Source organism: Rhizobium pisi (assembly GCF_003938655.1).
GTDB lineage: Bacteria > Pseudomonadota > Alphaproteobacteria > Rhizobiales > Rhizobiaceae > Rhizobium > Rhizobium pisi.
The window spans coordinates 13709-38904 of the sequence record NZ_RJJT01000002.1 but is presented as its reverse complement, the minus strand read 5'-3'; the positions used below and the strand labels follow the sequence as shown (position 1 = coordinate 38904).

The 25196-nt window shown below is 60.0% G+C and carries 28 protein-coding genes and 1 pseudogene; 22 read left to right on the top strand and 7 right to left on the bottom strand.

The window, feature by feature from the left end; all coding sequences use genetic code 11:
• Window positions 1-48: 48 nt before the first annotated feature.
• The 4 genes from EFD55_RS33600 to EFD55_RS02815 form a co-directional block, all read right to left on the bottom strand.
• On the bottom strand, window positions 49-234 hold the full coding sequence (locus EFD55_RS33600) for a WGR domain-containing protein (protein WP_245438374.1): 186 nt from the start codon (window positions 232-234) through the stop codon (window positions 49-51).
• 54 nt (window positions 235-288) lie between these two features.
• Entirely contained in the window at window positions 289-918 is a 630-nt protein-coding gene (locus EFD55_RS02825) for a glutathione S-transferase family protein (RefSeq protein ID WP_125842788.1), read from the bottom strand.
• Between the two features lie 215 nt (window positions 919-1133).
• Window positions 1134-1856: a response regulator transcription factor gene (locus EFD55_RS02820; RefSeq protein WP_125842786.1), complete on the bottom strand. Its 723-nt coding sequence runs from the start codon at window positions 1854-1856 to the stop codon at window positions 1134-1136.
• A gap of 13 nt (window positions 1857-1869) precedes the next feature.
• Window positions 1870-3108: a GAF domain-containing sensor histidine kinase gene (locus EFD55_RS02815; protein WP_125842784.1), complete on the bottom strand. Its 1239-nt coding sequence runs from the start codon at window positions 3106-3108 to the stop codon at window positions 1870-1872.
• A gap of 280 nt (window positions 3109-3388) precedes the next feature.
• Between EFD55_RS02815 and EFD55_RS02810 the strand changes: the two genes are divergently transcribed.
• From EFD55_RS02810 to EFD55_RS02760, 11 genes are all read left to right on the top strand, one after another.
• On the top strand, window positions 3389-4405 hold the full coding sequence (locus EFD55_RS02810) for an ABC transporter substrate-binding protein (RefSeq protein ID WP_125842782.1): 1017 nt from the start codon (window positions 3389-3391) through the stop codon (window positions 4403-4405).
• 71 nt (window positions 4406-4476) lie between these two features.
• On the top strand, window positions 4477-5928 hold the full coding sequence (locus EFD55_RS02805) for a sugar ABC transporter ATP-binding protein (RefSeq protein ID WP_125842780.1): 1452 nt from the start codon (window positions 4477-4479) through the stop codon (window positions 5926-5928).
• Complete coding sequence (locus EFD55_RS02800) at window positions 5925-6872, top strand: ABC transporter permease (RefSeq protein WP_125842778.1); 948 nt, start codon at window positions 5925-5927, stop codon at window positions 6870-6872. Before EFD55_RS02805 ends, EFD55_RS02800 begins: the two co-directional genes overlap by 4 nt.
• Window positions 6869-7819 (top strand): ABC transporter permease, encoded by a 951-nt coding sequence (locus EFD55_RS02795; protein ID WP_125842776.1) that lies wholly within the window; start codon window positions 6869-6871, stop codon window positions 7817-7819. The genes EFD55_RS02800 and EFD55_RS02795 overlap by 4 nt, the downstream gene beginning before the upstream one ends.
• A gap of 14 nt (window positions 7820-7833) precedes the next feature.
• Entirely contained in the window at window positions 7834-8748 is a 915-nt protein-coding gene (locus tag EFD55_RS02790) for an SMP-30/gluconolactonase/LRE family protein (protein WP_125842774.1), read from the top strand.
• Between the two features lie 471 nt (window positions 8749-9219).
• Window positions 9220-10872 (top strand): putative bifunctional diguanylate cyclase/phosphodiesterase, encoded by a 1653-nt coding sequence (locus tag EFD55_RS02785; protein ID WP_125842772.1) that lies wholly within the window; start codon window positions 9220-9222, stop codon window positions 10870-10872.
• A gap of 65 nt (window positions 10873-10937) precedes the next feature.
• Window positions 10938-11456 carry a hypothetical protein gene (locus tag EFD55_RS02780; RefSeq protein WP_376774088.1) on the top strand — a complete coding sequence of 173 codons (519 nt, stop codon included), beginning with the start codon at window positions 10938-10940 and terminating at the stop codon, window positions 11454-11456.
• Window positions 11453-12625, top strand: coding sequence for a methyltransferase domain-containing protein (locus EFD55_RS02775; RefSeq protein WP_125842768.1), 1173 nt, complete (start codon window positions 11453-11455; stop codon window positions 12623-12625). Before EFD55_RS02780 ends, EFD55_RS02775 begins: the two co-directional genes overlap by 4 nt.
• The gene (locus tag EFD55_RS02770; protein WP_125842766.1) at window positions 12625-14982 is read left to right on the top strand and encodes a SpoIIE family protein phosphatase; all 2358 of its coding nucleotides are present in this window, start codon (window positions 12625-12627) and stop codon (window positions 14980-14982) included. Before EFD55_RS02775 ends, EFD55_RS02770 begins: the two co-directional genes overlap by 1 nt.
• Before the next feature lie 3 nt (window positions 14983-14985).
• Window positions 14986-15546 carry a slr1658 superfamily regulator gene (locus EFD55_RS02765; protein WP_125842764.1) on the top strand — a complete coding sequence of 187 codons (561 nt, stop codon included), beginning with the start codon at window positions 14986-14988 and terminating at the stop codon, window positions 15544-15546.
• A gap of 7 nt (window positions 15547-15553) precedes the next feature.
• On the top strand, window positions 15554-15892 hold the full coding sequence (locus EFD55_RS02760; protein WP_125842762.1) for a slr1659 superfamily regulator: 339 nt from the start codon (window positions 15554-15556) through the stop codon (window positions 15890-15892).
• A gap of 201 nt (window positions 15893-16093) precedes the next feature.
• Here EFD55_RS02760 and EFD55_RS02755 read toward each other — a convergent pair whose 3' ends face one another.
• The 3 genes from EFD55_RS02755 to EFD55_RS02745 form a co-directional block, all read right to left on the bottom strand.
• Window positions 16094-16324, bottom strand: coding sequence for a BrnA antitoxin family protein (locus tag EFD55_RS02755; protein ID WP_125842760.1), 231 nt, complete (start codon window positions 16322-16324; stop codon window positions 16094-16096).
• A 32-nt stretch (window positions 16325-16356) separates the two neighbouring features.
• Window positions 16357-16548: a hypothetical protein gene (locus EFD55_RS02750; protein WP_125842758.1), complete on the bottom strand. Its 192-nt coding sequence runs from the start codon at window positions 16546-16548 to the stop codon at window positions 16357-16359.
• A gap of 274 nt (window positions 16549-16822) precedes the next feature.
• Window positions 16823-17176, bottom strand: coding sequence for a MarR family transcriptional regulator (locus EFD55_RS02745; protein ID WP_125842756.1), 354 nt, complete (start codon window positions 17174-17176; stop codon window positions 16823-16825).
• A gap of 91 nt (window positions 17177-17267) precedes the next feature.
• Here EFD55_RS02745 and EFD55_RS02740 point away from each other — a divergent pair, with 91 nt between their 5' ends.
• The 11 genes and pseudogenes from EFD55_RS02740 to virB9 all read left to right on the top strand — a co-directional run bounded on the left by EFD55_RS02740 (window position 17268) and on the right by virB9 (window position 25188).
• Complete coding sequence (locus EFD55_RS02740) at window positions 17268-17807, top strand: hypothetical protein (RefSeq protein ID WP_125842754.1); 540 nt, start codon at window positions 17268-17270, stop codon at window positions 17805-17807.
• 3 nt (window positions 17808-17810) lie between these two features.
• The gene (locus EFD55_RS02735; RefSeq protein WP_125842752.1) at window positions 17811-18473 is read left to right on the top strand and encodes a lytic transglycosylase domain-containing protein; all 663 of its coding nucleotides are present in this window, start codon (window positions 17811-17813) and stop codon (window positions 18471-18473) included.
• Window positions 18470-18769 carry a TrbC/VirB2 family protein gene (locus EFD55_RS02730; RefSeq protein ID WP_125842750.1) on the top strand — a complete coding sequence of 100 codons (300 nt, stop codon included), beginning with the start codon at window positions 18470-18472 and terminating at the stop codon, window positions 18767-18769. Before EFD55_RS02735 ends, EFD55_RS02730 begins: the two co-directional genes overlap by 4 nt.
• Before the next feature lie 5 nt (window positions 18770-18774).
• Window positions 18775-19113 (top strand): VirB3 family type IV secretion system protein, encoded by a 339-nt coding sequence (locus EFD55_RS02725; RefSeq protein ID WP_125842748.1) that lies wholly within the window; start codon window positions 18775-18777, stop codon window positions 19111-19113.
• Window positions 19106-21472 (top strand): VirB4 family type IV secretion/conjugal transfer ATPase, encoded by a 2367-nt coding sequence (locus EFD55_RS02720; protein ID WP_125842746.1) that lies wholly within the window; start codon window positions 19106-19108, stop codon window positions 21470-21472. Before EFD55_RS02725 ends, EFD55_RS02720 begins: the two co-directional genes overlap by 8 nt.
• Window positions 21472-22170 (top strand): P-type DNA transfer protein VirB5, encoded by a 699-nt coding sequence (gene virB5 / locus EFD55_RS02715; RefSeq protein WP_125842744.1) that lies wholly within the window; start codon window positions 21472-21474, stop codon window positions 22168-22170. The genes EFD55_RS02720 and virB5 overlap by 1 nt, the downstream gene beginning before the upstream one ends.
• On the top strand, window positions 22167-22400 hold the full coding sequence (locus EFD55_RS02710; protein ID WP_125842742.1) for an EexN family lipoprotein: 234 nt from the start codon (window positions 22167-22169) through the stop codon (window positions 22398-22400). The genes virB5 and EFD55_RS02710 overlap by 4 nt, the downstream gene beginning before the upstream one ends.
• 3 nt (window positions 22401-22403) lie before the next feature.
• Entirely contained in the window at window positions 22404-23324 is a 921-nt protein-coding gene (locus EFD55_RS02705; RefSeq protein ID WP_125842740.1) for a TrbL/VirB6 family protein, read from the top strand.
• 52 nt (window positions 23325-23376) lie between these two features.
• Window positions 23377-23661, top strand: coding sequence for a hypothetical protein (locus EFD55_RS02700; RefSeq protein WP_125842738.1), 285 nt, complete (start codon window positions 23377-23379; stop codon window positions 23659-23661).
• A 1-nt stretch (window position 23662) separates the two neighbouring features.
• A pseudogene (locus EFD55_RS02695) lies at window positions 23663-24334 on the top strand (VirB8 family type IV secretion system protein).
• On the top strand, window positions 24331-25188 hold the full coding sequence (virB9, locus tag EFD55_RS02690; protein WP_125842736.1) for a P-type conjugative transfer protein VirB9: 858 nt from the start codon (window positions 24331-24333) through the stop codon (window positions 25186-25188). Before EFD55_RS02695 ends, virB9 begins: the two are co-directional and overlap by 4 nt.
• Window positions 25189-25196 lie beyond the last annotated feature (8 nt).

Genomic DNA, 25196 nt, shown 5'->3' with positions numbered 1-25196 from the left:
GCTCATAGGCAACAGCAGCCTCCCCGGGCGTATCGAACAGTTCCACTGTCAGCCGCCCTCGGTCCCGATCCGGCCCCAGTTGCGCACGAGAGAACTGCCTCCGAACAATGTCGGCTGGATTGATAGGCGATAGAAGCGCGCCATGTTTCGAGACGGATCGATCCGGTAAAGCAGCATGATATCGGCTTTTGCATCCATAGCCGGATCATGCGCGCTCACCATTTGGCGGTCCAACGAGTTTCCTGAATCGGTCGCGGCGGATCGATTCATGTCCGTGTTGCATCGCGCTCAGATGGCTGAATGAGGATCGTCGCTATACGGGTAGACCGGATGGCCGGGACCGATGACTTCCCGCACGCGATCGAACCAAGTGGTAACCGCCGGATAATCTGTCAGGACGAAGCCGCAATCCGCTGCCCGGTGGGCGTAGGCGTAAACCGCCAGGTCCGCGATCGAAAACTCCTCATCCACGAGATACGGCGTGTTCTTCAGCCCGCGTTCCAGTGCGGCAAGGGCACGCAGGCCAGCCGCGCGTTTGGCTTCGACCATGGCCGCGTTGAGCCCGAGGCGCCCTGTCAACGTCCAGAAGCGCAGCGTGCCGATGACCGGCTCGATGTGATACTGTTCGAAGAACAGCCATTGCATGACCTTGGCACGTTGATAGCGATCTGCCGGCAGAAACCGGGTTCCCTCGGCCAGATAGGCGAGGATGGAATTGGATTCGGCGATCGTCCGCCCATCCTCCAGTTCCAGAACGGGAATGCCTCCCGCCGGATTGAGGGCGAAAAAGGCATCGGTGCGGGCTTCGCCTTCGAAAATCGATAGCAAGCGGACTTGATACGGAATGTCCAGCAGCCCGAACAGGACCCTGACCTTCCAGCCATTCTGCGATGGGCGATAATCGTAAAGCGTAAGCATAAATTCCTCCTTTGACGGCGGATTGATTCTGCACGCTAGGTCAGCCATCGGCCACCCGATTTCTGCCAGGAGGCTATGGTGTGGCGGCCGTAGTACCGGCCGCATCTTAAATTCTTTCCTGGGATCGTGTCTTCTCTTCGGAACGAACCGCCTATTGCCTCTGTGGCGCCGGCGCCTGCTCTTGGCGTTCGATCGATATCCTGTTTGTTCCCAAACTACTTTCCATCCAGCCACTCCTGCAGCTCTGCTTCAGCCCGCTCCAGGGCGCTGTAGTTCAGGAGTTTGCGCAGGAAAGCGACGGTAACAGCTCGGGCGCGGAGATTGAAGCGACCGTCCTCGTGGTCGTCGCCTGCGCTCTGGTAGACGTCGAGTTTGTCGTAGAGCTGCTGCAGGCGGTTCTGCACGCTGCGCAGCGAAAGGCCCCTCCGTTTGGCTATGGCCCTGTCCGTGAGGCCGAGGGCGATATCGACGAGGATTTCGTATTCGGAATCGGTGAAGCCGTTCGTCTGGCCCAAGCTCTTCTGCTGCAGGCCCCGCACCTCGCGGTCGATGACGCACTGGCTCTCGATGAAGATCGAGCGCAATGCGAGCCTCAGCCGCTCGTCCGAGGCGGATTTCAGCACATAGCCATAGGCGGCGCCATCCGGCACGATACGCGAGACGCCGCGCACATAGGCCTCGTCCGAATAATTCGACCAGAACAGGATGCGCGTCTCCGGTCGTTCTTTCCAGATCGTGCGCGCAGCCTCGATGCCGTTGCGGCTCGCCATTTGCAGGTCCATGACGATATGGGCCGACTTATGGTCGCGGGCGAGTTTTTCGCCGACGGTTCCGTTCTCCGCCTCGATCACCGTGTTGCATTCCGGCAGGGCCGCGTTGACCGCTTCGTGCAGATAGGACCGGTGCAGCGGGTCGTCCTCGACGATCAGAACCTTCATCGCGTCTTTCTCCTCAGTTTGGCCCGCTCGCCGGGTCGTGCGGGCCGAGCGGCAGCACGACGCGCACCGCAGTCCCGCGATTGTTGTGACCAGGCCCAGTCATAAAGCGTGCCGAGATCAGCCGCGCACGGGTCTTCATATTGTCGATGCCGCCGCCGATCCGTCCCCGCGCCTTGGCGAGCCCGGTGCCGTCGTCGGAGATTTCGATCGATAGCCTCTCGTCGTCAGCCTCGAGCCGCACCATGATGGTGAGCGGGGCGGCATGGCGCACCGCATTGTTGATCGCCTCCTGGGCGATGCGAAACAGCGCGACGCTGACGGTCGGTTCCAGTTGCTCCAGTGCGCCATGCGTCTCGTCAACGAGACCCCATTCGATGGCCGATCCCGCATCGCGGGTCGATCGGTCCAGATGATGCTCGATCGCCTGGGCGAGGCCGAAGAGCTGGAGTACGGAGGGCTTTGCCTGCTCGATGATCTGCCGCAGATCCTGCATGCAATGCTGCAGGGAACGCGAGACCGGCTCCAGCGCTTCGGGCGCCACCTCGCCGTTGCGTGACAGCCGATCGATCCGGCGGGCAAGCCGCGTCAGGTCGGCCAGCGTCTGGTCGTGAAGGTCCATGCCGATCCGCTGGCGCTCCTGCTCCAGAGCTTCGGTCAGCTTCAGCGCGCCTTGCCGCAATCCCTCCTCGCGGGCCCGAGCCTCAGCCTCGACGATCGCCGAGCGTTGTGCATGCTCGGCCGCCCTGAGCGCAAAGAAATAGGGCGTCAACAGGTCGGCTATGATGCGGGCGCGTTCGATATCCTCCATCGTATAGACGCCCGCCCTTTGCGAGGAACAGGAGAGTGCGGCGATGATCGTGCCCTGCACCTTCATCGGTACATGCAAGCGGCTCCTCAGCGACTGTTCGACGATCGGCCGCTTGAACGCGCCCTCGAAGTGGAAGCGCGGATCCGTCATAGCGTCGTCCGTCAGCATAAACTCCACCTCGCCCCAGAGCAGCGAACGGATGGGGCTGTTGACAACAGGCGCCCCTGCAATCTCGCCCCAGGCGGTCTCGATGCCTGTCTCGTAAGCCGTGTGGTAGTTGCCGCCTTCGAGCAGCACGCAGACATCGAGATGGTCGTGGGGGATGATATGGGCGACCTCGGCGGCGACGGAACGGATGGCCGAGCGGAAGTCGAGCTGGCCCGCGAGCAGCCGGGAAATGCCGAGATAGTGGTCGAACATGGCTGCGGGTGCGAGATGCAGCATCGTCAGTTCCTCCCATAGACGGCAGCGGGCTCCTCAACCCGCTGCGATCGCTTCGCAGTAAGCGCCCGAGAAAGCGCCGCCGTCTTGCGTAAACCCGCAGCTTGTTGCGCAAAACCCGCAAACGAATTGCCGCCTTGCCCCTGTACAGGCCAGTCGATCTCCCGCATCCTGCCCTTACTGAGAGGAGGAAGCTCAGTGCAAGAACAATTTTCACTCGAACCCCATTGGGGCAGGCAGGAGTGAAACGATCCGCCGACCGGCGATCATGAGGGAGGAAGACATGACAATCCGTAAGATGCTTCTGGCATCGGCCGCTATTGCTTGCGCCGCGATGCCCGTTTCTGCCTTTGCCGATACGTCGGCCAAGAAAATCGCCCTTTCCAACAATTATGCCGGCAACTCGTGGCGCCAAGCCATGCTGACGAGCTGGGGCAAGGTGACGGGCGAAGCCGTGAAATCAGGCGTCGTTGCCGCAGCCGACCCTTTCACCACCGCCGAGAACCAGGCGACGGAACAGGCCGCGCAGATCCAGAACATGATCCTGCAGGGCTATGATGCGATCGTGCTGAACGCCGCTTCGCCGACGGCGCTGAACGGCGCGGTCAAGGAAGCCTGCGACGCCGGCATTACCGTCGTGTCCTTCGACGGCATCGTGACGGAACCCTGCGCCTGGCGCATCGCCGTCAACTTCAAGGAAATGGGCCGAAGCGAGGTGGAGTACCTGTCGAAGAAACTCCCGCAGGGCGGCAACCTGCTCGAGATCCGCGGTCTGGCCGGTGTCTTCGTTGATGACGAGATCTCGGCCGGCATCCATGACGGCGTCAAGCAGTTCCCGCAGTTCAAGATTGTCGGCTCCGTTCACGGCGACTGGGCGCAGGACGTGGCGCAGAAGGCGGTTGCCGGCATCCTGCCGAGCCTGCCCGACATCGTCGGCGTGGTTACGCAGGGCGGCGACGGTTATGGCGCCGCACAGGCGATTGCCGCAACTGACCGGAAAATGCCGACCATCATCATGGGCAACCGCGAAGACGAATTGAAATGGTGGAAGGAGCAGAAGGACGGCAAGGGCTACGAGACCATGTCCGTGTCGATCGCGCCCGGCGTCTCCACGCTCGCCTTCTGGGTCGCCCAGCAGATCCTCGACGGCAAGCAGGTCAAGAAGGACCTCGTCGTGCCCTTCCTGCGCATCGACCAGGATAATCTCGAAACGAACCTCGCCAATACCCAGGCCGGCGGCGTTGCCAACGTGGAATACACGCAGGCTGATGCAATCAAGGTCATCGAGTCGGCAAAATAAATCTCCCGGCGACTGCCGCGCGGCCGCAAATGGCCGCGCGGCAGTCTATACGAGCAGGCATGGCGGGCAGCATGGATGACGTTTTGAAGGCGGTGATCGCCGTCGATGGCGCCAAGGTGAGCTTCGGCGCGGTCAGGGCACTCGATGGCGTGACGCTTAGCGTCATGCCGGGGGAATGCGTCGGGCTCGTCGGACACAATGGCGCCGGCAAGTCCACCATCGTCAGCGTGATCAATGGCGGCCTCACGCCGCACGAAGGAAGTGTGGCGAGCGACGGCGAGCGGCTGGAGCGCTATGGCATCAACGCCGCGCGAACCCGCGGCGTGCGCTGTGTCTTCCAGGAACTTTCTCTCTGCCCCAACCTTTCGATCGTCGAGAACACGCGCATCATGCACCGCGATCTCGGTGGTTTCGGCTGGCGCAGGCGCGCGGCAAAAATCATCGAGAAGAGCCTCGACACCGTCTTTCCCGGCCATGGCATCGACAGCAGCCGGGCTGTGGGGGATCTTTCGATCGCCGAGCGGCAGATGGTCGAGATATCAATGGCCTTCTCCGACGCCGGCATTGCCCCACGGCTGGTGATCCTCGACGAACCGACATCGTCCCTCGATGCGAGCCTTGCCCGTCAGATGCTCGACCATGTCCGCCGCTTCACTGCCGCCGGCGGCTCCGTCATTTTCATCTCGCATATCCTGCACGAGATCCTCGAGACCTCCGATCGCATCGTCGTCATGAAGGACGGCCGCGTCGTCGCCGAACGTCCGGCGAACGGTTTTGATCATCATGGCCTTGTGGAAGCCATGGGCACCGTTGCGAAGGAGGAGATCGCGCAGCGCTCGGTGCGCGAACAATCCCTCGCTCCGCTCATCCTGTCGCATCAGACGAAGGGCCTGCCCTTCGCGGCGCGCAAAGGTGAGATCATCGGGCTGGCGGGACTGGCCGGCCACGGGCAGACCGAGTTGCTGCTTGCCCTGCATGCGGCCCAGTCGAGCAATTGGCTGCCCGAGCGCGATCCGCTCGTCACCTTCGTTGCCGGCGACCGCCGCCTCAACGGCGTTTTCGAGCTGTGGAGCATCTTGCGCAATTTCTCCATCGCCTCGCTCGGTGACCTTTCGCGACGCGGCCTCATCCTCGCAAACGAGGAAGAGACGAAAGGCGCCGACTGGAAGCGGCGGATCGAGATCCGCACGCCCGATATGGCCAACCGCATCCTGTCGCTTTCCGGCGGCAACCAGCAGAAGGTGCTCTTTGCGCGCGCCCTTGCGACCCGCGCGCCCGTCGTGCTGATGGACGATCCGATGCGCGGCGTCGATGTCGGGACCAAGCAGGAGGTTTACGCCATCATCCGCGACGAAGCCTCGCGCGGCCGCACCTTCATCTGGTATTCGACTGAAATGGACGAGGTCCGCCTTTGCGACCGCGTCTACGTCTTCCGCGAAGGCCGCATCAAGGCCGAACTCGCCGGCGACGCCGTCAACGAGACGAATATCATTGCCGCCTCCTTCGAAGGGGTCGCTGCATGACGTTCAGGCTCTCGTCCGATGCCATGCGTCTCGCCATTCCCGCCTTGTCGCTGACGCTGCTGCTCGCTGCCGTCTTCTGGATGCAGCCGCGCGCCGTGAGTTATGTCGGGCTCAACCTGCTGTTCAACCTGGCTGTGCCCATCGCGCTCGCGACGATCGCCCAGATGCTGGTGATGGCGGTCAACGATCTCGATCTCTCGATGGGCACCTTCGTGAGCTTCGTCGCCTGCGTCACCGCGACCTTTCTGCGCGATGCCCCGGTGATCGGCGTCCTGATCCTTGCCGGCGCGATCGCGACCTATGCGGCGCTCGGCGTCATAATCCATCTGCGCAACCTGCCGTCCATCGTCGTGACCCTCGGCATGAGTTTCGTCTGGGGCGGCCTTGCCGTGCTGTTGCTGCCGGCTCCAGGCGGGCAGGCGCCGAATTGGGTGCGCTCGCTGATGACCGTCAAGCCGCCGATCGCGCTGATGGCGATCGTCGCCAGCATTGCCATTGCTGCCGTCGCCCATCTTCTCGTCATGCGGTCGTCGCTCGGCGTGCTGATCCGCGGCATCGGCGGCAACCAGCGCTCGGTCGAGCGCGCCGGCTGGTCGATTGTCGGGGCGCGCGCTACCGCCTATGGGCTTGCGGGCTTGTTCGCAGTGCTTGCCGGCATCGCCCTCGTCGGCCTGACCACCTCGGCCGATGCCAATATCGCGCTGCGCTACACGCTGCTGTCGATCGCCGGCGTGATCCTCGGCGGCGGCGAATTCATCGGCGGCCGCGTCTCCCCGATCGGCGCCGTCATCGGCGCGTTGACGCTGACGCTGGCCGGCTCATTCCTGTCCTTCCTGCGCATCTCGCCGGACTGGCAGATCGGCGCTCAGGGCGCCATCCTGATCATCGTGTTGGCGCTCCGCCTGATGCTGAACCGCCTGGAGAAGCAGGAGAAACGCCGATGACCCCATTGCTCCGCCTGTTCGGCAAGCCCTGGATCTGGTCGTGGCTTGCCGCTTTCACCGTCTGGTTCCTGACGGTCATGGTGACGCTCGGCGCCAGCACGCTCGGCCTGTCGCAGGCAGCACTCACCTTCGCCGCCTTCTCGGTCGTCGTCGGCATCGGCCAGATGTTCGTCATCACGCTCGGTCCCGGCAATATCGATCTCTCGGTTCCCGCCACGATGACGCTTGCCGGCACGGTGGCGCTGAAGCTGATGAATGTCGAAAATGGCTTGATCCTGCCCGGCCTCTTCGTCGCCATCGTCATCGGCCTCGTCGTCGGCCTCTGCAATTATGCACTCATCAAGGCGCTGCGCATTCCGCCGATCATTGCGACACTTTCGACGAGCTTCATCGTGCAGTCTGCAGCGATCTGGACGAACCGGGGATTGCGCATCAAGCCGCCGAGCGTGCTGGCGGAATTCACGACGTCGAACACGCTTGGCGTACCCAACGTGGCAATCGTCGCACTTCTCATCTCGCTCCTCGCCTGGTTCCTGCTCGAGAAGACGATCTACGGGCGCTGGATCTCGGCGATCGGCCAGAGCATGCCGGCCGCGCGCATGGCGGGCATACCGGTCGACGGCACGCGCTTCGTCACCTATCTTTTCTGCGCCGTGCTCGCATCGATTGCGGGTTATCTGCTCGCCTGCTTTTCCGGCGGCGCGGCGCTCAACATGGGCTCGGAATATCTGTTGATGTCGATCGCCGTCGTGGTGATCGGAGGCACGGCCGTCGCCGGCGGCGATTCCAACGTGCCGGGCATCTGGGGCGCGTCGCTCTTCATGTTCCTGGTCGTCTCCATGCTCAACACCTACGGGGTCGGCGCGGGCATTCGCCTGATCATGACCGGCCTCATCATCATCAGCGTCATCATGCTCGCCGGCGGCCGCCGGGCCGGCATGCGATAATTGGGAAGACCGCCATGGCCGAGGCCAGCATCTACGAAATTCACGACCCGCTCTTCCGGCAGTTGATCGTGACGAGCGCCGGCCTCGACGAACTTTATTCCGGCTGTCGCTGGGCGGAGGGGCCTGTCTGGTTTAATGATGCGAACCAGCTGCTGTGGAGCGATATTCCCAACCAGCGCATGCTGCGGTGGACACCGGAGAGCGGCGTCTCCGTCTATCGGCAACCGTCCAATTTCAGCAATGGTCATACACGCGACCGGCAGGGCCGGCTGATCTCCTGCGAGCATGGCGGGCGGCGCGTCACGCGCACCGAGATCGAGGGTTCGATCACCGTGCTCGCCGACCGTTTCGAAGGCACAAGGCTCAATTCGCCGAACGACGTGGTGGTGAAATCAGACGGCACGATCTGGTTCACCGATCCCACCTACGGCATCATGTCGGACTATGAAGGCTATCACGCCGAGCCGGAGCAGCCGACCCGCAATGTCTACCGCTTGGATCCGGCGACCGGCCAACTTGCGGCCGTCGTCACGGATTTCATCCAGCCGAACGGCCTTGCGTTCTCGCCAGACGAAACGATCCTTTACGTCGCGGATTCGGGGGCAAGCCACGACGAAAGCCTGCCACGCCACATCCGCGCGTTCGACGTGGTCGATGGCGAGAGGGTCGCGAACGGCCGCGTCTTTTGCCTTATCGACAAAGGCATCCCGGACGGGATCCGCACCGACGTGAACGGAAACCTCTGGTCGAGTGCCGCAGACGGCGTGCACTGCTTCGACCCGGCGGGCAAACTGATCGGAAAGATCCGCGTACCGCAGACCGTCGCCAACCTCACTTTCGGTGGGCCAAGACGCAACCGGCTGTTTATTGCGGCAACACGGTCGATTTATTCGGTGTATGTCGCAGTGAGTGGGGCTCAGGTGCCATAAGGCACGGTTCCGTATCACGTGGTGTTGGCCGGAGTCGCCAGCTACTGTCACTGCGAACGCTATCACTTGGAATGCGATTACCTCCAATGCCCTCAACGCGAACGCTCTTCCAACCGTTGGAGAGATCGGCGCGGGCAGCGTCGATGACGTCCTTGGCGTGGAACTGCCGAACGGCAAGACCATCACGAAATGAGCCGGGGAGGGGCGAGCGCTGTTCGCCCATTCTCCCCGTTTAACGGAACGGCAAGGCAAGCTGGAGGCGGAGGCCCTATTTCCCATTGGATTAGATTGCGAAATACTATTTTTTTCCTCGGCCAGGTCACAAGGGATTCGGGACCGTGGACAGGCGCTACGGCGTCCTGACTTTTGGGGATTGTTAATCAGGGGGGCCTAATATAGGATCCAAACGCGCTCAAGTTGCACTATACTCCACCTGCCTGCTAGGAGATTCGACTGGAGAAAGCCCGGGACATGCCAAGAGATCGTGCGGCTCGCTCGCCCCTCGAACAAACCGAGGCAAAAGCTTTGCACCCGGCCGATGGGCTTTTGTTCTTTGATCGCGAATTCAATCCCGTCGAGACTTTGCTGGGCAATCCACTGCCTGCTGCCGTTAGGCCAGCAGCATCGCTTTGGGAGCATTTCCCCGAGTTGGACAGGTCCGAAATCACGCTCGCGGCTCATTCGATCGGCGACGCCGCTCGGCCCTTGCGCATCTCGCTGGATCCAAACAAGCCGGGATCGCATGGCATCACGATTTATCGGATCGGAGAATTGTTTGCCGTGGTTCGGTCTGAGGAACGCAACGGCGCCGACCTCGCAACCCTTTTGCATCTGGCCACTCACGATCCGCTGACCGGGCTTCCCAACCGACGTCAGTTCGGCGACGATCTCGCCGCATCGCTGCATGAGGCCACGGCCTCGAATGAAGCTCTATCCCTGATGCAGCTCGACCTCGACGATTTCAAGCCTGTAAACGACACGCTCGGGCATCCGGCCGGCGACAAGCTTCTTCAGCTCGCCGCGAGCCGCATTCAAGGGTGCCTCACCGACGACGACAGGGCCTATCGACTGGCGGGTGACGAATTCATGGTCATTTCCATGGGCTCGGGGCATCCCGCCAAAGGGCATCGACTGGCAGAAGCCTTGGTGGACGCGTTCAAGAAGCCCTTCACGATAGACGGTATCGCGCTGTTTGTCGGTGTAAGTATCGGCACTTCCGCTGCTCCGTTGGACGGAATAAGTCCGGAGCAGCTCATGAAGTCGTCCGACGTCGCACTTTACGCTGCGAAGAAAGAAGGACGCGGCCGCGCAAAACCGTTCGATCCTTCAATGCTTGAATCCCTGGAACAGCGCGAACTGTTGCGCCGCAGCCTTCGCATGGCGCTGGTCCAGCATCAATTTTTCATCGAGTACCAGCCCATCGCAGAAGCCGGCCGCATCTTCGGCTTCGAAGCATTGCTCAGATGGCGCCATCCCTTGCTTGGAACTATTCCACCTGCGGCATTTATTCCGGTGGCCGAAGCCGACGGATTGATGCCGGAAATTGGTGCATGGGTTTTGGAGCAGGCATGTCGCGAGGCGATGAAATGGCCGCAGAACTACACTGTCGCCGTCAATTTATCTGCGGCCGAATTTTTGACAAGCGGCTTCACCGACCGCGTGTCCCAGACATTGGACCTGGTCGGCTTGCCGCCCGAGCGTCTGGAACTTGAGATAACGGAAAGCGTGCTCCTTGAGCGAACCGTCAACAACATCGATACGCTGAATACCCTTAACGTGCTGGGGATACGAATTTCGCTTGACGATTTCGGGACCGATTATTCGTCCCTTAGCTATCTCAAGACCTTCCCCTTCGATACGATAAAAATTGACAGATACTTTATCACCGACCTCGAAAGCGATCTCAAAAGCCAGGCAATCGTCCGCTGCATTGTCAATCTTGCGCATGACCTCGAGATGCGAGTGACGGCCGAAGGGGTTGAGACGCCCGATCAGGCGACATGGTTACGCAGCGTCGGCTGCGACAGGCTTCAAGGCTATCTCGTCAGCAGGCCGCTTTCGGTCGAGGCGATCGGCGAGTTCGTCACTCAGGCGGAAAAATCCGCAAGTCAGCCACGACCATAGTGAAGAATCATTTTTCGCCGTGTTTCAGCCGCGGCACCCATCAACCCGACGCCTTCGGCAAACGAATGGAGGGTGTATTGAAAGAAGAAGCATCCAACTTCGATGACCACGCATTTGCGCCCATGGTATCGATGGAAATGAACGTTGGGATGTTCAAATCCCAATGGCAATTTTGCGACAGGATTACGGAATATCTCTCAGACATTCTCGGCCAGGGTCACAGCGATCCCGCTCGCTATTCCAATTTTCTTTCCGTGGCGACGAACGAGCTCGTCGAACTCGCTTTCCGTTCGACTGGAGAGCCGGGGAGGATAAGTTTCGATCTCTATCGCAGCGCCACATTCAATCGGTTGAGAATTGCGTTCCCTTGCGAGGAAGGATCTGACCGCGAGCACGCACGTGCAAGATCAAGCGAACGCCAGCCTATCCTTGGGGCCGCGTCCGGATATCCCGTCGAGTCCGATGGGACGGTTCCGCTCGCCAATTTGGCAGCGATATTCCGCGCCGCCATCCGAATTGAGAAAGACGGCACGCGGGGAATACAAATCATCGCGGATTTCCCCTCGACCGAGGACTTCCAATGAACATGCTTCCTGTGCCCTTTGCTGTTTATTTCGATCCGACCAATCAAGAGCTGGTGCTCTCAGGCAAGATGCGGCCCGAAAGCGCCGCTATGATTGCCGATGCTCTCAGGCTGGTGCAGCAAAGTTTGGAAAAATACAGCGGGGTCGTTTACCTCAATGTCAAACGTTTGACACACATCAACATGACTGCCTTCGCCGCCCTGTCCGACCTTCTCAAGGAGAGCTGCCGGAATAGGCCGGAACGGAAGATCGTCATTATCACATCAAGCGTGGTGGCGTGGTCGACCGCGTTGTTCCAGACCCTCGCCGCGACGGAGCCGAACTTGGCGATCGAAGTCTACGATTCGGCATTCTATCCCGGCCAGAGCTTTGTCGAGGATGAAACCTTCATTCCTATTCTGCGCACCCAGACGAAAATGACATGGAGGCATGAACGGGAACTGTTGCCCCGCCACGGCCTGCGCAGCGGTCTTGTCGTCGCGGATATCTGCTGCGGAATTGGGGATTTCGCAGCCTTGGTTCAGCGGGAGTTTGCACCGGCACGCCTTGTTGCGCTGGATCATTCCGTGCGCAGCCTCGAATATGCCCGCCGGATCGCCGCCGACTTCGATCTGCAGGGAATCGAATACACCTATGGCGATGCCTCGCAAATGCTGCTCAGAGACAATCAATTCGACTTCGTGACCTGCCGCCATTCGCTGCAGATTTTCAATCGCCCCGAGATACTGCTGCGGGAGCTTTACCGCATCTGCAAACCAGGCGGGCGCGTCTACATCACAAACGAAAAAAACTCGCATTGTCTCGGGGAGCCACATGCGGAAACCATAAAATGGACTTACGAGGAAGTCGCCAAACTGTTCAGGCACTTCGACATGGATGTCGAGATGGGGCCGAAAAGCCGTCATCTCCTCGCCGACGCCGGCTTCGATGAGATCAAGGTCGACTGCTTTATGGTGACGAACCTTGACGGGGATCCCCAGGACTTCGCAGATATCATAGAAGCATGGGAAAACGTCTATGCCGGTGAGATGGCCGTCCGACGTGGCGACTCATTGGAATTCATTCGCAGGTTCCGGCAAGGATTCAGAGATCATGTCTTTGCTGCTCTTCACCCCAAGGGTTATGCAGGCTGGCCGATCTGGGCAGCTTCCGGCCGGAAGCCGCTGTAATGGACAGGAAACCATCGAAAAGACCGATAAGATTGGGCTCATTTCGAGCAAAGTTCATCCTGGTCGTCGGTGGAGCCGTTCTCTTTGACCTGCTGGTGAGCGGCGGACTGGCGCTTTGGAACGTTCAACGGTTGTCGCGTGACGCAACGCTGGAGGTCGGGCAGGGCCTTGAGGCCGCAAGCCAGGAATACGTACGCACATATGCCGATTCGACCGCGGCACAGGTGAGTCTGCTCCTGCGCCAGGTCCATAATGACGTCAGCGCCTTGGCAGGCGTGCTCCAGGCGCAGATCGACGATCCCGAGCGCAATTCCGAGGTGGGTGCCGCGGTTTCTCGTGCATCTCCGGGCAGCGTCAGCCTCTCTTACGATGAGAAGGGGAGATGGTCGCAGAACGCCGCGGGTTCCGTATCGGTCATGAGCGTCTGGGGGTATCTGCTCGGACCAGACCATAAGCCAAAGCCGGATGTCGAGCGCGACATCCAGACCAGCTCGGTTCTCGACCTTGTTGCGCCGAGCCTGATGCAACACGGCGCCTCAAAGCTGCAAATGTACTACATCGGATCGAAAGAGCGGCCGATCTTCCGGACGACGCCCTACACCGACCAGGCTCAGACCTTCGACCGTCTTTATCCGGGTCACAACGAGGCGAATCTCTGGGACTTCTTTTTTCCCGGGCTTTATGAATCCTGGCAGGATTGGGCCAAGGACAGCAAAACGCGGCCGGTCGCGGACGAGATAACGCAGACTGCTCCCTATACGGATGCGATCACCGGGAAGCTGATCGTAAGTTTCTTCCATCCCTTGTGGACCGCCGACAGGAAGGATGTCTCCGGGGCGGCAGGCGCCGATATCACGCTCGACCAGCTCGCGCAGACTGTTGAAAATGTGAAAGTGGCCCAGTCCGGCTTTGGATTTCTCGTCATGTCAGACGGAAACGTCGTGGCAATCAACAGCACAGGCGAAAAAACGCTCGGCCTTCGTTCTGCGAGCGATGCGAGCGGAACCGGCGTGACCGGGCTGCAACGTTCGCTGAAGCGAAGCTCGCAGCCAGCGATAGCGAGCATGGCTCTCGATCGCGAACAGGGCATCCAGCACTTGTTGTTGCAGCAGGACGGCGAATTGGTGCCCTATATTGCTATCGTAAAGAAACTCCCTGCGACCAATCTCTGGGTCACTGGGCCCGTTCGGCAAGAGGCGATGTCTCTGGGCGTGGTTGTGCCTGAGCGAGAAATCGACGCCTCCCTCTATGCGGCTCAGGCCAAGATTTCAGAGGCAACGAACCGGATCGTGATCTATCAGATTCTGGCGATCCTACTGTCGCTGCTTGTCGTGACGATCGCGGTACTCGCGGCTTCGAAACGAATAACGAGCGGAATCAGCGCACTTGCCGATGCCGCCAAGAGGATACAGGCGAAGGATTATTCGGTCAGGGTAGCCATAACAAGCAAAGATGAGGTCGGCGAGGCGGGTGAAGCATTCAATCGCATGGCCGAACAGATCAGCTACCACACCGAAAACCTTGAGCAACTCGTCGACGAGCGAACCGCTCAGATCGAGGATGCAAAGGAAGAGATTTCGTCACTGAACGCGCAGCTCCAGCGAGAAAACCGACGTCTTGGAACGGAGCTGGCCGTCGCCGAAAGAATCCAACTCATGGTCCTTCCGCTGCATCAGGAGCTCGAGGAGTTTCAGACCCTCGAAATCGCAGCATACATGCGACCTGCCGAAGAAGTTGGTGGCGACTATTATGACGTCTTGAAGAACGGGAACAGGCTAAAGATCGGCATCGGCGACGTCACTGGACATGGGCTCGAAAGCGGTGTGCTGATGTTGATGGTCCAGTCCGTGGCCCGTGCCCTGCAGGAAGCGGGAAACACCGATGCCGTCAAATTTCTCACTGACCTGAACAGCGCCCTGTTTAAAAACATCGTGAGGACCAAGATCGACAAGCACCTCACGCTGGCGTTTCTGGACTATGACGGAAAGGACATGATTCTCTCGGGGCAACACGAGGAAGTCGTCATAGTGCGGGCGAACGGCAAGGTGGAGCGCATCGACACGATGGATCTAGGGATACCGATCGGGCTGGAAGCCGATATCTCAGCGTTCGTAAAAACCCATGAAATAGCGTTTGAGACGGGCGACCTCATACTTTTGCACACGGATGGCGTAACAGAAGCCGAAAACGAGCTCGGGGAACTGTTCGGCATGGAACGGTTGTGCCGGGAGGCACGACGCTTGAACGGTCTAAGTGCCGACAAAATCGTTTCTGAAATTGTGGCGGCACTCATGCTCTTCATCGGATCACAGAAGATACACGATGACATTACGCTTCTCGCAGTGCGGCATAGGTGACACATGGCACCAAGGGTATACGGTATCGAGTCTTTGGCGGGCTTAAGACTGAATGTCGATACTCGCCTTACATTGAGCGACGGGCCGCTTCAGCTCGGATGGAAGCATTCGGGAATGACCTCCGACTTTATAGCTGAGGTGATGGCTCTTCCGTTCTCCCGCTCCAGGAAAGACTACAGGCAGGCGCATCACGACATCGGGTACCTCAGCAATGAGCTGATAGAAAATGCCGTTAAGTTTCGACAGCCTGGTGAAATCCTTGTTGAAGCCAGCATATTCGACGGCCGTTTTTTCATAAGGGTGAAGAACACGATCGATGGCGGCAGCGCGGCGCGTTTTCAGCAATTGCTGCGTCACATTCAGTCGAAAAACGCGGAGGAACTTCTTCTTGAGCAAATCGAAATCAATGCCATATCAATGGGAAGCGGTTCGGGTCTGGGTTTGCTTACGCTTCTGAGCGACTATGATGCAAAAATGGCATGGGCTTTCGAGGAGCATGATGATCAGCATATCATACTGACGACGACTGCAGCCGTGGCGATGCCGCCCTTCTCCAATCAGTGAGCGAAGAATGGAAATCAGCGACGAAAACTTCCGCGTGTGGGCGGAACGAAACCAGGTATATTTCGACGGCGTGTTCCGGCTGGCAGGGCCGGACGCCTACGCGCCCATCTACTCGCTGATCTCAGGCATCCTCCACGGAGGCCACAAGCAGGTGACGTTCAACCTGACGGGTCTGGAGTTTCTCAATTCTTCCGGGATCAATCTGCTGGCGAAGCTGACTATCGAGGCCAGGAAAATCAGCGACCTCCTGCTTGTGGTCAAAGGCACTCATCAATATCCGTGGCAGGCTAAATCTCTCCCGAACCTAAAGAAGCTGCACCCGTCTCTCGATTTGCGATTGGCGTGATTGGCTCGGAATAATGCAGATGCTTCAGGAGATCGGAGACCATTGGTCGCGACCCCTTCAAGAGCTTTATTCCGCCTCGGACAGGGAAAATCACCCCGTGCGATCAACCTCCTGAAAGCCCCAACACACTTCTACGCAGGACAGCGAGGAGGAACGTGAGCGGGCCGCCTATGCCGGTGGGCGATCGCAGTCCCTTCACGATCACTCTTTCATCGCTGCACGCAGGGCATCGTTGACGCGCTCCTGCCATCCCGGACCCTCCGCCTGAAAATACGCGAGCACATCGCTGTCGAGTCTCATGGAGACCGGCTCCTTCACGTGCGGCAGCGCTCGCCGTTCAGCGGCTGGTGCCGCTGCGGCCTTCTTTGCTGGCTTGAACAAAGCCTCTGCCGCATCAAGTGGATTGGCGGGGCGGCGTGGTGCTCGTGTCATGCTTCTCTCCAATGGTCTTGGTGAATCTGTAGTCAGTCCGGGAACTCGCCAGCTGGTCCGACGCTTACCTGAACGAAAGCTGGTTGCGGCATCTCCGGACTGATTCCGGGGCTGCGACCAAGGCCGCGTTTGCTGCGCGAGCGGCGTGCCAACAACGCATTATATCGATCGCGCACCTCACCGGCTTCGATGTCGCCAGAAACACATAGCTCGACGATCGCCATGAACTCAACGTCTCCATCGATTGGCATGCCGCCCTGGTCGTCTGTACGATCACCCGTTCGGCTATGGATCTGCGTGATGTCGTTCTGTCAGTTTCTGCTTCAAGTTGCGAGCATAGTTGATCCGATAGCAATCGCCTAAGGTTCCTGCCACTTCAGGCCACCGCATGCGAAGGCTAGCGCGCGCCATAACGCATTCTTTCCTGACTATGCAAGATCAATGGTCTATCGCACGTGAGACCTGACGGCGCCGAAATTCGTCACTTTAACTCGTTGGTCACCCAGCGCCGAACGAACTTAGCTTCTCCAGAAGCGTTTCGGAAATCTCGAACTGGCGCGCGGTTCCACGACCCATCGAGTTCTTGACGATCGTCTCTTCCAGCATTCCTCGTTTGACCAGCAGATCCACCGTCTCCTTGACGCCGCTGCGCGTCAGAGCCGTTATTTCCATAATGCTGGAAAGGGTTAGCTTCTGGTGCGCCTGGTTCATGCTGTACAAAATCGTCATCATGCCGACCTGCTTCAGCCTGGCCTGAGGCGTCTCATCATCACGGGGGTGGTCGAGGATCTCATGCAGGATGAGGCCCGAGAAGGCGAGATTATGCCATTGCGTCTTGAGCGCTCTTGTCATGCTATTTTACTGTGCTATATAAGTCAGTATAAACAGTTCGGGAGGCAGGCCGCCTCTTTGGCAATGGAATATCCTTGGAAGGGTCGTGCTCATGAAAAACCTTCTGTTCAACTCAGTCGTGGCGGCCTGCTGCCTACTGCCACCCTACCTTACTTCACCTGGCAGGGCGCAAGCAAATGATTGGGGTTGCGAGGTTATCCTGTGCCTCTCCAACCCCGGAGGGCCGACGCAGTTCGCGGAATGCCGGCCGCCGATCGAGAAGCTCTGGCGCGAGCTTGCCGAGGGGCATTCGTTCCCGACATGCAGCGGCGCCACCTTCCACAGTTCGCGCCCGGGTTATGAGCCCTATTACTGCGAAACCGGATACCGGCTGGAAAGCGATTATGGACCGCGCGGGCAAGAAGTAACCTGCGTGTCGACGGCCCTCCAGCCGGTGAGTGATGCATTCTGCCCTCATGTTGGGGACGAGTACAATTTCAGCGACGGCTCAGTTCTGTCCCCGCGATGGCAGCTGTTGGACGGACGGCGACAATGTATGGGCTATCCCACCGCCCGCCCGAACGTCAGATCGCAGCCTCACTATGTCGACGTCACGATCGACGGGGCAGCGATGCAGCGGGTCTGGTACTGATCGATGGCTGTGGCATTCATGGATCTCGCCCAGAACTGCGCGCCCATGGTGGAAATCAGAACGCTCGCGGCTGTCATCAGTCTCGAGAGCGGCTTCAAACCCTTCGCCATTCGGATCAACAGCGGCCCGCCGCTTGAGCCCCAACCCACATCAAAGGCCGAGGCAATTGAACTGGCGACCTCCCTCGTTGCCGATCAGCAGGACATTCAGATCGGTCTTGGCGGCATCGGCGAGACGGAGTTGCGCAGGCTCAAGCTCTCGATCTCGGATGCGTTCGATCCTTGCCAGAACCTCAAGGCGACGGCCACTCTGCTCGACGGCTATTATCGTCTGGCCTTGCGCGCCGGCGCCGATGCGATCCAAGCCGAAAAGGTCATGCTTCAGTCCTACTACGGGCGTGACGATCCGTCTGTTGGCGAAATGATCAACTATGACGAGCAGGTCCGCCAGGAAATGGTCCGCCTGCCTTCCGACCTGGCGTCTCTCGCTATCGCCGAGCCGCGTGAAGAAGCCCCTCGCGCGGATCGGCCAGCCACAGGGGAGGCATCCCCGCCCGCACAGTTCCTTCCCCAATCTGGTGAAGCCGCATCGTGGGACGTCTTTAACGCCCGGCGGTCATACCAGGTTCTCGTGTTTAAGAACGAACGATCGGAGCAAAGTGAATGATCTCGAAAACAAGCCTTCGCCCTGTCGCGGCCTCTCTCCTGATAGCAGCGGCCATCATCGCCAGCCTGGTGGAACCGGCTTTCGCCCAGGCAGCTGGCGTCGAAACCGTCTTGCAGAATATCGTCGACATGCTGACCGGCAACATCGCCCGGCTGCTCGCCGTCATCGCCGTCATCATCATCTGCATTGCCTGGATGTTCGGCTACATGGATCTGCGCCGTGCCGGTTTCTGGATCATCGGCATCGGCGGAATTTTTGGGGCGACCGAACTCGTCAACACGATCGTCGGAAGCTGAAGGTCATGCCGACCACCGCCGCGATCGAGGAAGATACCTTGTTCCTGGCCTGCACCCGCCCGGCGATGATCGCCGGCGTGACGATGGAGGCGATGGGCATGAACGTCATGCTGACGACGATCCTCTACATCACCGCGGGATCGATCGGTTACGCGCTTGTCGGCGTCGTCTTCCATTTCATATTCCGCACCCTCGTCAAGCATGACCACAACATGTTCCGGATCCTGATTTCCTGGATCGAGACCCGCGGCCGGTCGCGCAACGCCGGCTATTGGGGCGGCGCCACCTTGTCGCCTCTGAGGCTCATCCGGCGCTATGACGAAAAGGATTTGAGCCTTGCCTAGCATCGCAACGCTTCGCTCGCGCGAACTCGGGCCGGAAACCTTCATTCCGTACGTCCGTCATGTCGACGAGACGACGATCGCGCTCGAATCCAGGGCGTTGATGGTGATGCTCGCGCTTGAAGGCATATCCTTCGAAACCGCCGATGTCCTGGACCTCAATAGCCTGCACCGCGATCTCAATACGCTCTACCGCAACATCGCCGATGAGCGCCTGGCGCTCTGGACACATGTCATTCGCCGTCGCGACAACGACTATCCGGACGGAGAGTTCGCCAATCGTTTTTCGCAGGGGCTGAACACAAGATACCGCGAACGCATGATCGGAGAGGATCTATTTCGAAACGATCTTTACCTCTCGCTTGTCTGGCATCCGGGCCGGGATCCGGCCGAAAAAACCGCCAACCTCCTTTCGCTCCTCCGCAAGGCGCGCCGCAACGGTGTCGAAGTCGACGAGGGTGTGCTGAAGCATCTGCAGGACAAGGTATCCGACGTGACCGCCGGGCTGAAACGCTTCGAGCCTCGGGTGCTCTCCCTCTACGAGCAGGACGACATCTTCTTCTCCGAACCGAGCGAGGTCCTGCATCAGATCGTCGGCGGCCGGCGGGAACGCGTTCCGTTGACAGAGGGCAGGATATCGTCGGCGATCTATTCGGATCGGGTGATCTTCGGGCGCGAGACCATCGAGATCCGTCATGAGGCCGAAAGCCGCTATGCCGGCATGTTCGGGTTCAAGGAATATCCGGCGACGACCCGCAGCGGCATGCTCGACGGCATCCTGACGGCGCCGTTCGAGCTCATCCTGACACAGTCTTTCGCCTTCGTCTCGAAAGCCGATGCGCGCACGATCATGGGGCGCAAACAGAACCAGATGGTGAGCGCAGGCGACAAGGCGGCGTCGCAGATCGAAGAGCTCGGCGATGCCATGGACGACCTTGAATCGAACCGCTTTGTGCTCGGAGAGCACCATCTGGCGCTTTCGGTCTTTGCGCCGTCGGTGAAAGAACTGACCGATCATATGGCCAAAGCACGGGCCCATCTCACCAACGGCGGCGCAGTCGTCGCCCGCGAGGATCTTGGCCTTGAGGCGGCCTGGTGGGGGCAGGTGCCGGGCAATTTCCGCTATCGCGCAAGATCGGGCGCTATCACGTCGCGAAATTTCGCGGCGCTCGCCCCCTATCATTCCTATCCGACAGGCAGGAAGGACGGAAATGAATGGGGATCGGCCGTCGCCATGCTGAAGACTGCCTCCGGCTCGCCCTTCTATTTCAATTTCCATCACAGCGACCTTGGCAACACCTTCGTGTGCGGCCCGTCGGGCACCGGCAAGACGGTGCTCTTGAACTTCATGCTCTCCCAGCTGGAAAAACATGATCCCCACATGGTCTTCTTCGACAAGGATCGAGGAGCTGACCTTTTCGTGCGGGCCGCGGGTGGCACTTACCTGCCGCTTCGAAACGGTGTTGCCACCGCCTGCGCGCCGTTGAAGGCACTTGAACTCACGCCGGAGAACAAGGTGTTCCTCGCCCGCTGGGTCGGCCAGCTGGTCGGATCGGCAAAGCGCGAACTGACGGTCTTGGAGCTGCGCGACATCGCCTCGGCCATCGATGGCCTGGCGGACCTGCCGGTCGAAAGACGCTCGATCGGCGCCTTGCGCACTTTCCTCAACAACACCGATCCCGAAGGCATCGCCTCGCGGCTCAGGCGCTGGGAGAGAGGAGGGCCGCTCGGCTGGGTGTTCGACAACGAGACCGATGACATCGGGATCGGCGCCAGGTTCATCGGATACGACATGACCGACTTCCTCGACAATGAGGAAATCCGCACCCCGTTGATGGCCTATCTGTTCTTCCGCATCGAGCAGCTGATCGACGGGCGGCGCATTATCATCGTCATCGACGAGTTCTGGAAGGCCCTGCGGGATGCGGGTTTTCGCGATCTCGCCCAGAACAAGCTGAAGACGATCCGCAAGCAGAACGGCCTGATGTTGTTTGCGACCCAAAGCCCGCGCGATGCGATCGTCTCGCCGATCGCCCACACGATCATCGAGCAGTGCCCGACGCAAATCTTTCTGCCCAATCCGCGCGGCGACCATGCCGACTACGTCGACGGGTTCAAACTGACGGAGCGCGAGTTCGAACTTCTCTCGCGCGAGCTTTCGGTCGAGAGCCGGCGCTTCATCGTCAAGCAGGGTCACAACAGCGTCGTCGCTGAATTGAACCTCAGGGGTTTCGATGACGAACTCGACATCCTGTCCGGCCGCACCGCGAACGTCGAACTCGCCGAGGCGATCCGCTCGGAGATCGGAGACCGGCTCGAAGACTGGCTACCGGTGTTTCAGCAAAGAAGGAGGGCGGATTGATGGAAAGGGTCAGAAGAGAGTTTGCGCTGGCGATGATGGCTGCACTGTTGCCCGTTGGAACTGCATTCGCGCAGGGCATTCCGGTCATCGATGAGACGGCGATCGCCAAGCAGATCGAGAGCATCACCCAGCTTAAATCCCAGCTCGGCACACTCAATCAGCAGCTTCAGCAGGCCCAGCAGCTTTACGCATCGCTGAACAAGATCACCAATATGGCCGATGTCGCCGGTCTGCTGAACGATCCTTCGATCCGCAAGGCATTGCCGCAGGATTTCAATGCCATCGAAGGTCTGTTCAAGGGATCGGGTACCGGCGTCTTCGGCAGCTCCGCGTCGAAATTCCTGGAGGATAATTCGACCTATCGCACCGACGCCGATGATTTCTATGCGCAGGAATTGTCGCGCGTCCAGAACCAGAATGCCGGTGAGATGAGCCTCGGCCAGCAGATCTACGATGCCGCCACCAAGCGCATCGACGGCATCGATCAGCTGCGCCAGCAGATATCAGGTGCTGCGGATGCCAAGGACATCGCCGATCTCCAGGCACGGCTACAAGCAGAAACGGCGTTTCTGCAAGCCGACGTCCTGCGCATGCAGGCCCTGCAGATGGTCCAGCAAGCAGAGGTTCAGGTCGATGATCAGCGCAAGGCCGAGGATTGGCGCAAGCGCATGGATGCCATGGGAGAGGCGCTCAAATGAGAAATGTCCTTCTTGGCGTCGTCACCCGCACCCTTTCTGGCTGCTCCGGCCAGGGAGACAAGACCTACACTGTCGACGAGCTCATGGCTGATGAGGCTCTGCTGACAAAGATCATCAGCGAATGCCGCAACAACCCCGGCGGGTTGCGCCAAACGCCCGATTGCCAAAATGCGGAGGCGGCGGACTGGAAGCTGCGACTTGAACGTATGAAAACATCGCTTGGAGGCTGAGCCATGTACCAGGTCTTCAGCTTCGTCGACGGCCAGTTCAAGTCGCCGCTAGAAAATTTCATCTCGTCGGGAACGTCGAACATCGCCAACTGGATCAGCGGCCCGCTCACCGCGGCGCTGACGCTCTACGTCGTGCTCTATGGCTACCTTGTCCTGCGTGGCTCGGTCCACGAGCCCATTCTTGAATTCGCGTTTCGGGCGATGAAGCTTGCGATCATCGTCATGCTGGTGCGCAACGCCAGTGAATATCAGACCTATGTCACTAACATTTTTTTCGAGGCCCTGCCGCGCGAGATCTCGCAGGCGTTGAACTCCGGCGCCGCACCGAGCGCTTCCACCTTCGACAGCCTGCTCGACAAGGGCCAGAAATGCGCCCGCGAAATCTGGTCGCGTTCCACCTGGCCAGTCGACATCGTCACCGGTATCGGCGGGATGATGGCAATCGGTGCGAGCTTCACCGTGGCGGCAATCGGCTACATCGTCTCGCTCTACGCCCGGCTGGCGCTCGCCATCGTGCTGGCGATCGGCCCGATTTTCGTAGCGCTTGCGATGTTCCCGTCGACCCGTCGTTTCACCGAGTCCTGGATCGGTCAGCTCGCCAACTTTGTCATTCTGCAGGTCCTGGTGGTCGCGATCGGTTCGCTGTTGGTCACCTGCATCGACACGACCTTCACGGCGATCGAAGGCTATACCGACGTCTTGATGCGCCCGGTCGCGCTTTGCGCCATCTGCCTTGCAGCCCTCTACGTCTTCTATCAGTTGCCCGGCATCGCCTCGGCGCTTGCGGCAGGCGGAGCGTCCCTGACCTACGGATATGGCGCCGCCCGAGACGCTCACGAAGGCACGCTCGCTTGGGCAGCCTCCCATAGCGCTCGAGCGGTCGGACGAGGAGCCCGCTCCGTCGGACGTCGCCTCAGATCTTGAGGGACCGGATGACGACTTCTCCACGACAAATGCTTCAGAGGTTTGCGTTCCAATGATCCGCATCATCGTCTCGATTCTCCTTGCCATGGAGCTCACTGGCTGCGCTTCGAAGTCCCACCCTTTGCCCAAGTGCGACGGCTATTCGCGCCGGCCGCTCAACCGCTCCATGTGGCAATGGGAGGGCAACAAGCCCATCAAGCAGGACGGTTCCGACGCTGTCCCGGCGGCGGCGACCGCCCACGTATCTTCCTATGGAAAAGAGCGGCTGACGGAGAAGCCGGCCGCCTTCGTGGATTTCGATGCTGCGGGTTCCTATCGGCCGTGCGGGGAGGGGTGAGATGGTGAGCACGGACAGTCTAAAGAGCTATTTCGAAAGAGCGCGCCGCTTCGATCAGGATCGGCTGGTCCAGGTGGAGCGGTCGGCGCGCATCGCCTGGTCCATCGCGATCGCCGCGAGCGTGCTTGCCGCCACCTCGATCTTTGCCGTTGCCGGCCTCACGCCCTTGAAGACGGTCGAACCTTTCGTCGTTCGCGTCGACAATTCGACCGGCATCGTCGACGTCGTCTCGGCGCTGACATCTGCCGCCGGCGGCTAAGATGAGGCGGTGACCAAATACTTCGCCGCCAAATATGTGCGTGCGCGGGAAGCCTATGTCTGGAGCGAGGCCGAGGAGAATTTTCGCACCGTCGCCCTGCTCTCGACCCAGCCGGAACAGACGCGCTTTGCGGTGATCTACCGGGGCGGCAATCCGGACTCTCCGCAGAATATCTACGGTCGCGGCGCGACGTCACGCGTCAACATCGTCTCGATCTCGCTGATCAACGCCAATGTCGTATCGGTGCGTTATACCAGGACCGTCACCCGCGGTGACGACGTCAGGACCACCCATTGGGTCGCAACGCTCACCTTCTCCTATGTCAACGCGCCGATGTCCGCGACCGACCGCCTGACCAATCCGCTTGGTTTTGCCGTCAGCGACTATCGTGCCGATCCGGAGGCCATCAATTGAAGAAGAGTTTCCTGATCGCCCTGACGCTGACCGCCGGCCTCTCCACGGCGGCCTTCGCACTCGATATACCGCGCGGCGCCGCGCAGGATAGCCGCGTCCGTTTCATCGACTACCAGCCCTACAACATCACCAAGATCGTCGGCACGTTGCGGTCCTCGGTGCAGATAGAGTTTGCCGCCGATGAGGAGATCGCCCACGTCGCGCTCGGCAACAGCGTTGCGTGGGAAGTGGCGCCGGCCGGCAACATCCTGTTCCTGAAGCCCCGCGAAAACCAGCCGGTGACCAACATCTCGGCCGTCACGACCAGGCGGGACGGCTCGACACGCAGTTACCAGATGGAACTGACGGTGCGCGACGGCACCGTCGAGGCCGGGCAGAACACTTACTTTTATGTGAAGTATCGCTATCCCGCCGACGAGGCCGAACGTCGGAGGCTGGAGGCCGCTGCGCGCGCGCAAGCAGCTCAAGCCGGCGAAGCGGACAAGGTTCTCGCCCTTCACGAAGCCTATGGACCACGCAACTGGCGCTATTCGGCTCAAGGAGCCGCGGCACTAGAACCGCAGGCGGTCTACGACAACGGCAAGGTCACCACATTCGCCTTTGCCGGCAACCAGGAAATGCCGGCGATCTACATGGAAAATTCCGACGGCAGCGAGAGCCTGGTGCCGAAGTCCGTCGAGAACAATCTGGTGCTGGTACACGCGATCAGCCGCAAGTTCATCCTGCGCAGGGGAGGCGACGTCCTCTGCGTCTTCAACGAGGCCTATGATCGTATCGGCATCAATCCCGAAACGAATACGACCTCACCCTCTGTCGAGCGCGTCGTGAAGACGCCGGCTGCGACAGGACAATAGGAGGACGT